We start from the raw sequence: 11647 nt of genomic DNA, 5'->3' as shown, positions 1-11647 counted from the left end.
GGCCCAGTTCATGAGACGTTCACGCAGCATTCCGGGGTGCTCACAGAGCGTCAGACCGCGTGCCGGAGCACGCCCTGTGCCGCGACGACAGTCCGTTGCAAACACCCACCGACCCGCACCGGCCCCCTCTCCTTGTCACCGCACCGCGACCACCGCCGATCCGTGCCCGAACAGCCCCTGGTTCGCCGTGATACCAACACGCGCGCCACTGACCTGACGCTCGCCCGCCTGCCCTCTCAACTGCCACGTCACCTCGCAGACCTGGGCGATCGCCTGAGCCGGCACCGCTTCCCCGAACGAGGCCAGTCCGCCGCTCGCGTTCACCGGTATACGGCCGCCCGGAGCTGTCACACCCTCCCGCAGCAGCTTGGCGCCCTCGCCCTCGCCGCACAGCCCGAGGTCCTCGTACCACTGCAACTCCAATGCCGTGGACAGGTCGTAGACCTCGGCCAGGGACAGATCCTCGGGCCCGACGCCCGCCTCCTCGTAGGCGGCCGCCGCGATCGACGCCCTGAACGGCTCGCCATGAGGCTCCGTCGCCACCGCCGAGTCGGTCGCGATGTCCGGCAGGTCCAGCATCGTGTTGGGATAACGGGGAGTCACGGTGGCCACCGCCCGGATCCGCACCGGATCCGCTGCCCCGTGCCGCCGCGCGAACTCCATGCTGGACAGCACCACCGCCGCCCCACCGTCCGAGGTCGCGCAGATGTCCAGCAGCCGCAGCGGATCGGCGACCACCGCGGACGCGGCGACCTCCTCGGCAGTGACCCGCGCGCGGTACCGCGCGTTCGGATTCAGCGCCCCCATGGCGGCGTTCTTCACCTTGACCCGGGCGAAGTCCTCCAGCGTGTCTCCGTGCACCGCGATGCGCCGGCGCGCGTACAGCCCGAAGTACGTGGGGTTGGTCGCGCCGAGCACCCGGAACCGCAGCCAGTCGGGGTCGTCCGGACGGTCCCCGCCCGCAGGGCGGAAGAAGCCCTTGGGCGCGGCGTCGGCACCCACCACCAGCACCACGTCCGCCAGCCCCGCGAGGATCTGTGCCCGCGCCGCGTTGATCGCCTGCGCCCCCGAGGCACACGCGGCATACACGCTCGTCACCCTGGTCCCCTGCCAGCCCAGGGCCTGCGCGAAGGTCGCCCCGGACACATACCCCGGGTAACCGCCACGCACGGTGTCCGCACCGACGACCGAGCCGACGTCCCGCCAGGCCAGGCCCGCGTCGTCGAGCGCCGCACGCGCCGCCACCACGCCGTACTCGACGAAACTGCGTCCCCACTTGCCCCACGGGTGCATTCCCACGCCGAGCACCGCCACCTCCGCCGTCATCCCCTCACCTCCGTCGGCCGCCAGTGCCAGGTCGTCCAGGTCGTCTCCGCGTCCTCATGAAGCACTCCGGGGACGACCTCCACCTCCATGCCCACCGCCAGATCGGCGACGGTGATCCCGGGAACCGCCTGTCCCAGCACCACCATGCGCTCGGACTCCAGCTCCACAGCGATCAACGCGTACGGCTCCCATGGAAGTTCCGGATCGGTCACATAGGGTGACGGAGGCCGGTAACGGCTGTCCGTGTACGACCAGACGCGCCCTCGCCGCGACAGCGGGACCTCCTCCAACTCCCCACCGTCGCATCCCGGATTGCGGCAGTACGTGTCCGCTCGGGGGAAGAAGACCGAGCTGCACGCCGAGCATCGCGTCCCGAGCAGTCTGAAGGCGTTCCCGTCCCCGGTGAACCACCCGGCGACCACAGGTGTACGTGTACGTGACAAGGCGCCTCCCGAAGAGGGGGTCTGACGGAGCGTCAGAAGTCTGACATGCTCACGAGCAGATGGGCAGGCGTCCCACGGACAGGACCGACTGCATGCGATCGCTTCCCCGGCGGAACCCGATCCTGATAGATGCAGGAGACATGACACGACTCTCCAGTGCTGGGCGCGGTTTCGTCACCCTGCTCGCCGCCCTGCTGACCGTGACCGCCGCCTCCGCCACCGCCCGGGCCGGAACAGAGCCCAAGGCCCCGGCGGACTTCGTCGCCCTCAGAACCGTGGACCCGACGATCCTCCAGGAGATGCGCTACTTCACCCCGCACAACTTCGTCGGGGAACGCGTCGACGGCTACCGACAGCCGCTGTGCATCCTCACCCGGCCGGCCGCCGAAGCCCTCCACAACGCACAGACGAAGCTCCTGCGCCAGGGCTACACACTCAAGGTCTACGACTGCTACCGGCCGCAGCGCGCGGTGAACCACTTCGTCCGCTGGGCACAGGACCTCGACGACCAGGCCATGAAGAGGGAGTTCTACCCGAACGTCGACAAGACCCGTCTGTTCGAGGACGGTTACATCGCCGAGAAATCCGGCCACAGCCGCGGTTCGACCGTTGATCTCACCCTGGTGAAGCTACCGGCCCGACCGACCAGGCCCTACGTCCCCGGCGAACCCCTCGTGCCGTGCTACGCACCGCAACAGGAGCGCTTCCCCGACAACTCCGTGGACATGGGCACCGGCTTCGACTGCTTCGACACCCTCAGTCACACGCTCGACCCGCGTATCCAGGGCGAGCAGCGCGCCAACCGGCTGCTCCTCAAGGGCACCCTCGAAGAGCTCGGTTTCGCCAACCTCGCCGAGGAGTGGTGGCACTACACCTTCAAGCCCGAGCCGTACCCGGACACCTACTTCGACTTTCCCGTCTGCGCCAAGTCGCTCGACAAGGCGTTCTGAACAGCCCGCGCGCGACGCCCTCCCATGATCGGATACAGTCCGCCGCGTGTCCGAAACTCAGCACTCCAGTTCCAACTCCGCGCGCGACTCCCACTGTTCGAGCTGTGGAGCGCTCTACGGGGAGGGCGTCACCGGCTGGCCCCGCACCTGCCCGGCCTGCGCCACCGTGGCCTACCGCAACCCGCTACCGGTCGCGATCGCGCTCCAGCCCGTGTACGACACGAAGGGCACCGCCCTGGTCGTCATCACCCGCACCGTCGACCCCGCGCGCGGGGGCATCGCACTGCCCGGCGGCTACATCGACGACCGAGAGGACTGGCGGCAGGCCGTAGTCCGCGAACTCAGGGAGGAGACGAGTATCGAGGCCGCGAGCCGCGACGTACGCCTCGTCGACGCGATGAGCTCCCCCGACGGCCATCTCCTCCTGTTCGGCCTTCTGCCGGAACGCCCTGCGGATCGTCTGCCGACGTCGGCCGCCACGGACGAGACGGAGGGTTGGCACCTCCTGCGCAGGCCGGAGGAGCTGGCCTTCCCGCTGCACACGCTCGCCGCACGGGCGTTCTTCGAGGGCCGCTACGTCTGAGGCTCCCCGCCGAGCCCGCGTACGCGCACGGGGTGAGACGGCTCGCGCACGCCGTCCTCACCCTCCCGCTCGACGACGACCCCCCGGCCGGCCTCCCAGCGGGCGGCATACCGCTCGACCTCGGGCTCCTCCCAGCCATCGCCAGCGTCCTGCACCACCAGACCGCCCCCCGTCCGCCCCCGAGCCGGCGCCCACACCTCCAGCTCCAGACTGCCGTCCTCCCCACGCACCGGTATCACGGCACCCGCGCGCGCGAGCACCGGAATACGCGCCAAGGGAGCATCGACGAGCACCTGCCCCGAGCCTTCGTACGCCTTCCCGGTCGCCGTGTCGTACCAGAGCCCCCGCGGCAACTGCACCGCCCGCCGGTCCGTGCCCGGATCGAGCACTGGTGCCACCAGAAGACAGTCACCCAGCAGGAAGGCGTCCTCGCAGTCCCGCAGAGCCCGGTCCTCCGGTGATCCCCACCACAGCGGACGCACATAGGGAGCCCCCGTCCGCCGGGCCAGATGCGCCAGCGTCATGAAGTAGGGCAGCAGCCGCCGCCGTTCGACGAGCGCCACGCGTGCGTGCTCCAGTACCTCCGCACCGAACTCCCACGGCTCCCTGCGCCCCGCCCGCAGACTCGCGTGTGTACGGAACAGTGGCAGGTAGGCGCCCAGCTGGAACCAGCGCAGATAGAGCTCGGGAGACGGGCTGCCGTCGTAACCGCCCACGTCCGGCCCCGAGTACGGCACCCCGCACAGCCCGAGCCCCATGACCAGCGACAGGGACACCCGCAGCCCGGGCCAGCCCGTGGCGACATCACCGGACCAGGTGCCGCCGTAGCGCTGCAGGCCGGCCCAGCCGGAGCGGGAGAAGACGAACGGGCGCTTCTCGGGCAGCAGCTCCCGCAGCCCCTCGTGGCCCGCCTGGGCCATGCACAGCCCGTAGACGTTGTGCGCCTCGCGGTGATCGCCGCCTCGCCCCTCCAGAGCGTGCCGGGCCGACCGCGGAAGGGTCGACTCGCCGAAGGCGGTGAACGACGTGGGCTCGTTCATGTCGTGCCAGAAACCCGAGAACCCCTGCGCGATCCGCTCCGCGTAGAGGCCTCCCCACCAACGCCGCACGCGCGCGTGCGTGAAGTCCGGGTAGACCGCCTCACCGGGCCACACCACACCCTCGACGAGCCGTCCGGAGGCGTCCCGCACGAACGCGTCCTCGGTGACCCCGCTGTCGTAGACGGCGTTGCCCGGCTCTGCCTTCACCGCCGGGTCGACGATCGACACCAGACCGATCCCGTCCCGCCGCAGCTCCTCGGCGAGCACCGGCAGCTTGGGAAAGCGCTCCTGGTCGACGGTGAACACCTGGTGGTCGTCGAGGTGGTCGATGTCCAGGTGGACCGCGTCGAGCGGCAGGCCACGCTCCTGGTAGCCCGCCACGATGCGCCGCACCTCCTGCTCGCTCCCGAAACCCCAGCGCGCGTGATGGTGCCCGAGCGCCCACGCGGGCGGCAGCGCCGGCGCGCCGGTGAGCGAGGCCCAAGTGAGCAGCACGCGCGCGGGGGTGCCCACCATCACCCAGCAGCGCAGCGGGCCGCCGTCCATCCGCAGCTCGGACGTCCCAGCCCGGTCGTGCCCCGAGCCGGCCCCCTCCTCGCCCTCCCGCAACGTCACCGTGCCGTCCCAGGAGGTGTCGTGGAACGCCAGGTGCGTGGCCGCATCGGCCACCACCAGCTGCACCGGCATCGTGAGATAGAGCGGATCGTCCCCGCGGTCGAACGCGTGACCGGGATCGGTGTTCCACAGGCGGTACGTCCCCTCACGCAGACGCGGCCCGGACGCCCGCCCGCCGAGCCCGAAGAACCGCGCGTCCGCCGCCACCTCCGACCGCTGCATCCAGCGCCCCGGGCCCCCGTGCTGCGGCTCCCACCATCGCGGTGGCAGATCGCGCCGCAGCGTCACCCCTCCCGGCGTGCGCACCTCGATCGCACCGTGCCGCGAGATCACGACCGTCACCCGCTCGGCGACGACCCGCCAGCCACCGTCCTTGTCCGGCTCCAGCACGGCCCGAGGATCCGCCTCGGGGCAGCGCCCGGCCAGCGCGTACGACGGCTCGGGTTCGGCCCCGTCCCAGCCCCAGAACACGGCCCCGCTGACGGTCACCCGGATCCGCAGCTCCGAGCGACTGAACCGAACCGTTCCGCCACCGGGAGCCGGCTCCACCTCCTGCACCTGCCCCGGCACGCGCGCCCGCTCGGTGCCCCTGGCCGGCAGCCCGCCGGCGTCGGCGCGCCGTCTGCGCCACGCGGCCCGCACGGTGCGCAAACGCTGGGCCGCCCCCGCGGAACCAACCGCCTTCATCGAACGCACCAGGTCACGACCGTCCATGCTGCCCACCCTGCCACTCGCCGTCCCCCGCGCGCGTGCCGTTCAACTGCCGTTCACCCGTGCCGGGACCACATCTTCACGACACGGACTGTGTGGGGCACGCCCTGGTGTAGAAGTCGATCACATGGCATCGTCCGTGTCAGCCGCGTGACGCGCACACCCCAGCACGTGCGCGAGCGACGCACACGACGCGCACAGTCCGGGAGCCGCCCCATGTCGACCGTGAACCCCGAGCCGCTCTGGCGGCCCGATCCGCAGCGCATCGCCCAGGCCCAGATCACCAGGTTCCAATCCTGGGCGGCCGAGCACCACGGAGCCCCCGCCGAAGGCGGCTATCCGGCCCTGCACCGCTGGTCCGTGGACGAACTGGAGACGTTCTGGAAAGCCGTCACGGAGTGGTTCGACGTACGGTTCGCAAGCCCCTACGCGCGCGTGCTCGGCGACCGCTCCATGCCCGGCGCCCAGTGGTTCCCCGGGGCGACGGTGAACTACGCCGAGCACGCCCTGCGCGCCGCCGCCACCCGCTCGGACCAACCGGCTCTCCTGTACGTCGACGAGACCCATGAGCCGCGCCCAGTGACCTGGTCCGAGCTGCGCCGTCAGGTCGGCTCCCTCGCCGCCGAACTGCGCGGCCTCGGCGTCCGCCCGGGAGACCGGATCAGCGGCTATCTCCCGAACGTCCCCCAGGCCGTCGTCGCCCTCCTTGCCACTGCTGCCGTCGGCGGCGTGTGGACCTCCTGCGCCCCCGACTTCGGCGCTCGCAGTGTCCTCGACCGTTTCCAGCAGGTCGAGCCCGTCGTCCTGTTCACCGTCGACGGCTACCGTTACGGCGGCAAGGAGCACGACCGCCGTGACGTCGTCGCCGAACTGCGCCGCGAACTGCCCACACTGCGCGCCGTCGTCCATATCCCGCTCCTGGGCACCAAGGCGCCCGAGGGAGCCCTGGACTGGTCGGCCCTCACGGCCGCAGACGAAGAACCCGTCTTCGAACAGGTCCCCTTCGACCACCCCCTGTGGGTGCTCTACTCCTCGGGTACGACCGGCCTGCCCAAAGCCATCGTCCAGTCCCAGGGCGGCATCCTGGTCGAACACCTCAAGCAGCTCGGCCTGCACTGCGACCTGGGCCCCGAAGATCGTTTCTTCTGGTACACCTCGACCGGCTGGATGATGTGGAACTTCCTCGTCTCCGGCCTCCTGACCGGCACCACGGTCGTCCTCTACGACGGCAGCCCGGGCTACCCCGACACCGGCGCCCAGTGGCGCGTCGCCGAACGCACAGGAGCCACCCTCTACGGCACCTCGGCGGCGTACGTCATGGCCTGCCGCAAGGCGGACATCCACCCGGCGCGCGACTTCGACCTCTCCAGGATCCAGTGCGTGGCCACCACCGGCTCGCCCTTGCCGCCCGACGGCTTTCGCTGGCTGCACGACGAGGTCCGCGACGACCTGTGGATCGCATCGGTCAGTGGCGGCACGGACGTGTGCTCCTGCTTCGCCGGAGCCGTCCCGACCCTCCCGGTGTACACCGGCGAACTCCAGGCACCCGGCCTCGGCACCGACCTGCAGTCCTGGGACCCGGCCGGTCACCCCGTCATCGACGAGGTCGGCGAACTAGTTGTCAGCAACCCCATGCCGTCCATGCCGGTCTACTTCTGGAACGACCCCGACGGCAGCCGCTACCACGACAGCTACTTCGACACCTACCCCGGCGTATGGCGCCATGGCGACTGGATCACCGTCACCTCACGAGGCTCGGTCATCATCCACGGCCGCTCCGACTCCACGCTCAACCGACAGGGCGTACGCATGGGCTCGGCCGACATCTACGAGGCCGTCGAGCGCCTGCCCGAGATCAAGGAGTCCCTGGTCATCGGCATCGAGCAGCCTGACGGAGGCTACTGGATGCCCCTCTTCGTCCACCTGGCTCCGGGAGTCGTCCTCGACGAGAGCCTCCTCAACCGGATCAAACAGACCATCCGCGAACAGCTCTCCCCGCGCCACGTCCCCGACGAGATCATCGAGGTTCCCGGCGTCCCGCACACCCTCACCGGGAAACGCATCGAGGTCCCGGTCAAGCGCCTCCTGCAAGGCACCCCGCTGGAAAAGGCGGTCAACCCGGGATCCATCGACAACCTGGATCTGCTCCACTTCTACGAGGACCTCGCACGCAAGCGAGCCTGACCACCCCGCGCACAGACCGTTCACTCGCCCCAGCCGGTCTCGGACCTGACGCCCACGACCCCGAATGACCACCCGCCGTGACGATCACCATCGGCCCCGTCGGGTGGCCATCGTCTCCTGCACCACCGCTCTGAGCTGCGAGTTTCCAGCGCCGCCTGGCATCGCGGCCGGTACGCTCCGGCCCGTTGTCAGTGCTTTAGATTACTGTGAGTGAGCATTGATCGACTGCGCACACAGGGGGAAACATGGCACAGACCGACCACCAGACCATGCGACGCGTCCTGCGCCGTGAAATCGCGGGCACCATCGGCCTGCTCACTGACGAACACGACTTCCGTGCCATGCGGCGCTACCGCAGCTTCACCTTCGAGGACCACGCCACCTACCTCCAGCAGGTCGAGGACCTCCTCAAGACACGCGCTCTCCAGGGCATCCACACCACAGTCGCCCTCTTCGACCCGCAGGAGTACGCCGAGTACTGCGCGGCCAAGGGCCTCGACCCCGACGTCCCAGCCCACCGCACCCGCTTCACGGCCGAACTCGCCACGACCGGCCCCACCATTCCCTACGAAGGCCAGCCCCTGGCAGACCTTGTGCCCGCCCTCGTCGACGAAGCGGTCCGGCAGGCGACCTGGGAGTACGCGGCCACCCTCCTGGCCCGCCTCGGCGCCTGCACGACCTGCGGCGAAGATCTCGGCCGTGCGGCATTCGCACGCGCCTCCGCTCTCCTCGCCCGCATCCTCGACACCGCACCACCGGGCAACCGGCACCTCGTGTGCAGCGTCACGGGAACCCCCGAAACCCTCGTCGCGGTCCTCCACGCCGATGGGCCGGCCAACGGCACCACTCCACTCGACGAGGCCGAAGCCCTCGAATTCACCACCGTCCTCGCACTCGGCCTCGCCACCCAGAGCCCCGGCGGCATGGTCATGCGCACCAGCAGCCCAGACGCCCCCGACCAGATCTACGGATGGCGGCTGCGCGGCGACGGACTCGAACCCCTCACAGCCGGCGAGGTCTTCGACGCCTACTGCACCGACGTCGTATCCGGAGACCTCATCCCGCCCGAGGCCGGAGTCGACTACTGCGAACCGCCCGACCTCGGCCAGGAGAAGCCGGAAGGACCGATGCCGGGCCATCACCACTGACCCCATGACAAGGGGCGCTCCACCGAAGGCGGAGCGCCCCTTGTCACCAGCCGAGCACCGACAGGGTCCTCCGACTACTCACCGGACAACACGGCCTGCGCAGCGTTCCGTGCCTCCTCGGCACTGTCGGCCGCACGCGCGGCCGCAGCGGCCCGCTCGCACTGCGCCAACGTGTACTTCGCCAGCGTCGCCCGTACATAAGGAATCGATGCCGCACCCATGGACAGGGAGGTGACCCCCAGACCAGTCAGCACACACGCGAGCAGCGGGTCGGACGCGGCCTCGCCACAGACACCACAGCTCTTGCCCTCGGCCTTGGCCGCCTCGGCGGACAGCGCGACCAGGTCGAGCAGCGCGGGCTGCCAAGGATCCTGCAGACGGGACACCGCACCCACCTGACGGTCGGCGGCGAAGGTGTACTGGGCGAGATCGTTCGTCCCCAGCGACAGGAACTCGACCTCCTGGAGGATCGAACGGGCCCGCAGCGCAGCCGACGGGATCTCCACCATCGCACCGAACTTCGCCTGCAGTCCCGCCGCACGGCACGCGTCCGCGAACGCCTTGGCGTCGGCGCGGTCCGCCACCATCGGGGCCATCACCTCGAGGTAGACCGGCAGCCCCTCGGCGGCCTTCGCCAGAGCCGTCAGCTGGGTGCGCAGGACCTCGGGGTGGTCCAGCAAGGTCCGCAGACCACGCACGCCCAGGGCCGGGTTCGGTTCGTCCGCCGGGGTCAGGAAGTCCAGCGGCTTGTCCGCCCCCGCATCCAGCACGCGCACGACGACCCGCCCCTCGGGGAACGCCTCGAGCACCTGCCGATAGGCCTCGACCTGCTTCTCTTCGGACGGCGCGTTCTTGCTGTCGTCGAGGAAGAGAAACTCGGTGCGGAACAGACCGACACCCTCGGCGCCCGCCTCGACGGCGGCCGGCACGTCGACAGGCCCGCCGACGTTCGCCAGGAGCGGCACCTTGTGACCGTCGGCGGTGGCACCCGGCCCGGTCGAGGCGGAGAGCGCCGCCTTGCGCTCCGCCGCCGCAGCCTCGAGCTGCGCCTTCTTGTCCTCGCTCGGGTTCACGAAGATCTCGCCGGTGCTGCCGTCGACGGCGATCATCGTCCCCTCGGCGAGCTCACCGGCACCCGGCAGCGCCACGACGGCCGGCACGCCCAGGGCACGCGCAAGAATCGCGCTGTGGCTGGTCGGCCCGCCTTCTTCGGTGACGAACCCGAGCACCAGCGTCGGGTCCAGCAGAGCCGTGTCGGCCGGCGCCAGGTCCCGCGCCACGAGCACATACGGCTCGTCGCTGTCCGGGACACCCGGCATCGGAACGCCCAGCAGACGGGCGACGATACGATTCCGCACATCATCAAGGTCAGCCACGCGACCAGCGAGATACTCGCCGGCCCCTGCCAACAACTCGCGGTAGGCGGCGAATGCGTCGTACACGGCACGTTCGGCCGTGCTCCCGACGGCGATGCGCCGGTCCACGTCGGCCATCAGCTCAGGATCCTGAGCCATCATGGCCTGCGCCTCCAGCACCGCCTGGGCTTCGCCCCCCGCCAGATTGCCGCGCGCAATCAAGTCGGCTGCCACAGCTTCCACGGCCTTGCGGGCGCGCCCCTGTTCACGCTCCGCCTCCTCCGCCGGGATCTGCTTGGCGGGCGGTTCGAGCACCGCCGTTCCCATGTGCCGAACCTCGCCGATCGCCACACCGTGGCTCACGCCGACGCCTCGCAGCGTTGTCTCCATCTCACCCGTCTCCGATAGTGCGGCGGGTCCCGCCGCCGCGGTGGTAGTCCTACGTGCCGTCATACGACGGCCTCGGCCTCAGCGCCAGGAAAAGAGAACGTCGCCAGTCTTCACGTCGCCGTCGTCGCGGAGCTCACCGAGTGCGTCGGCAGTGGCCTCCAGCGCCACGATCGGGCACACCGCGGACTTGCCGGCCTCTTCGACAGCGGCCGGATTCCAGCGCACGATGCCCTGTCCGCGCGTCACGGTGTCGCCCTTGTTCACGAGGAGCTCGAAGCCTTTGCCGTTGAGCTGCACAGTGTCGATACCGAGGTGGGTGAGCACGCCATGTCCATCGGCGTCGACCACGACGAAGGCGTGCGGGTGGAGGGAGACGATGACTCCGTCCACGGGTGCGACAGCCTCGGAAGGCTCACGCACCGGGTCGATCGCCGTCCCCGGGCCGACCATGGCCCCGGAGAAGACCGGATCAGGCACCGAGGCCAGTCCGATGGCGCGTCCTGCCAGGGGGGACGTCACGGTGGTCATGGGAAGCCTCCCAGGGGTGGAGATGTATATGGGCCGTCACTGCTACCCCGGACGACGCACTGTGCAGCAGGGTATGTCACATGAACTACCGGTTCCGCACGAGAGCTCCTCCGTGGTCTAGACCACCAGTCTAGGGGATTTGCACGCGCTCCGGGGCCCCGTGTACAGTCGTACTCCTGCTTGAGGGTGAGCGACGCAAACAAGCGCGCTTAACCGAGCAGCATCCAACTTGTCAGATCCTATCTCTGGATCATCTTCTGCATGCCTGCGGGAGGGTGGTCAGGGGGCCGGAAAAACCCTGGTAGAGTTGGAAACACCGAAGGGAAGCGCCCGGAGGAAAGCCTGAGAGAGTCTCTCGGGTGAGTACAAAGGAA

Annotated in this window: 9 protein-coding genes; 4 read left to right on the top strand and 5 right to left on the bottom strand. The window is 69.9% G+C overall.

Annotation, left to right across the window (positions count from 1 at the left end):
* Positions 1-135: 135 nt before the first annotated feature.
* Both IE263_RS14645 and IE263_RS14640 read right to left on the bottom strand, forming a co-directional pair.
* Positions 136-1326: a lipid-transfer protein gene (locus IE263_RS14645; RefSeq protein WP_189936348.1), complete on the bottom strand. Its 1191-nt coding sequence runs from the start codon at positions 1324-1326 to the stop codon at positions 136-138.
* Entirely contained in the window at positions 1323-1748 is a 426-nt protein-coding gene (locus tag IE263_RS14640) for a Zn-ribbon domain-containing OB-fold protein (protein ID WP_189936987.1), read from the bottom strand. The genes IE263_RS14645 and IE263_RS14640 overlap by 4 nt, the downstream gene beginning before the upstream one ends.
* A 161-nt stretch (positions 1749-1909) precedes the next feature.
* On the opposite strand from IE263_RS14640, the gene IE263_RS14635 reads away from it, so the two are divergent.
* Positions 1910-2719, top strand: coding sequence for a M15 family metallopeptidase (locus IE263_RS14635; RefSeq protein WP_189936346.1), 810 nt, complete (start codon positions 1910-1912; stop codon positions 2717-2719).
* 46 nt (positions 2720-2765) lie between these two features.
* Positions 2766-3302, top strand: coding sequence for an NUDIX domain-containing protein (locus tag IE263_RS14630; protein WP_189936344.1), 537 nt, complete (start codon positions 2766-2768; stop codon positions 3300-3302).
* On the opposite strand, the gene IE263_RS14625 is transcribed toward IE263_RS14630, so the two are convergent.
* Entirely contained in the window at positions 3293-5671 is a 2379-nt protein-coding gene (locus IE263_RS14625; RefSeq protein WP_189936342.1) for a glycoside hydrolase family 31 protein, read from the bottom strand. The two genes, IE263_RS14630 and IE263_RS14625, sit on opposite strands and share 10 nt — an antisense overlap.
* 213 nt (positions 5672-5884) lie before the next feature.
* Between IE263_RS14625 and IE263_RS14620 the strand changes: the two genes are divergently transcribed.
* A complete protein-coding gene (locus IE263_RS14620; protein WP_189936340.1) occupies positions 5885-7852 on the top strand; it encodes an acetoacetate--CoA ligase in 1968 nt (655 codons plus the stop codon).
* A 245-nt stretch (positions 7853-8097) separates the two neighbouring features.
* Entirely contained in the window at positions 8098-9000 is a 903-nt protein-coding gene (locus IE263_RS14615) for a DUF8829 domain-containing protein (RefSeq protein WP_189936338.1), read from the top strand.
* Between the two features lie 74 nt (positions 9001-9074).
* On the opposite strand, the gene ptsP is transcribed toward IE263_RS14615, so the two are convergent.
* Both ptsP and IE263_RS14605 read right to left on the bottom strand, forming a co-directional pair.
* Positions 9075-10745: a phosphoenolpyruvate--protein phosphotransferase gene (gene ptsP, locus IE263_RS14610; RefSeq protein WP_189936336.1), complete on the bottom strand. Its 1671-nt coding sequence runs from the start codon at positions 10743-10745 to the stop codon at positions 9075-9077.
* A 78-nt stretch (positions 10746-10823) separates the two neighbouring features.
* Positions 10824-11273, bottom strand: a complete 450-nt coding sequence (locus IE263_RS14605; protein WP_189936334.1) for a PTS sugar transporter subunit IIA — start codon at positions 11271-11273, stop codon at positions 10824-10826.
* Positions 11274-11647 lie beyond the last annotated feature (374 nt).

This window comes from Streptomyces aurantiogriseus (assembly GCF_014649375.1).
GTDB lineage: Bacteria > Actinomycetota > Actinomycetes > Streptomycetales > Streptomycetaceae > Streptomyces > Streptomyces aurantiogriseus.
This window is presented reverse-complemented; position numbering and strand designations above follow the sequence as displayed.

Bases quoted from the DNA above. Each gene is read 5' to 3' on its own strand.
- IE263_RS14645 (WP_189936348.1), bottom strand. From the start codon at position 1,326: ATGACGGCGGAGGTGGCGGTGCTCGGCGTGGGAATGCACCCGTGGGGC.
- IE263_RS14635 (WP_189936346.1), top strand. From the start codon at position 1,910: ATGACACGACTCTCCAGTGCTGGGCGCGGTTTCGTCACCCTGCTCGCC.
- IE263_RS14625 (WP_189936342.1), bottom strand. From the start codon at position 5,671: ATGGACGGTCGTGACCTGGTGCGTTCGATGAAGGCGGTTGGTTCCGCG.
- IE263_RS14620 (WP_189936340.1), top strand. From the start codon at position 5,885: ATGTCGACCGTGAACCCCGAGCCGCTCTGGCGGCCCGATCCGCAGCGC.
- IE263_RS14615 (WP_189936338.1), top strand. From the start codon at position 8,098: ATGGCACAGACCGACCACCAGACCATGCGACGCGTCCTGCGCCGTGAA.
- ptsP (WP_189936336.1), bottom strand. From the start codon at position 10,745: ATGGAGACAACGCTGCGAGGCGTCGGCGTGAGCCACGGTGTGGCGATC.
- IE263_RS14605 (WP_189936334.1), bottom strand. From the start codon at position 11,273: ATGACCACCGTGACGTCCCCCCTGGCAGGACGCGCCATCGGACTGGCC.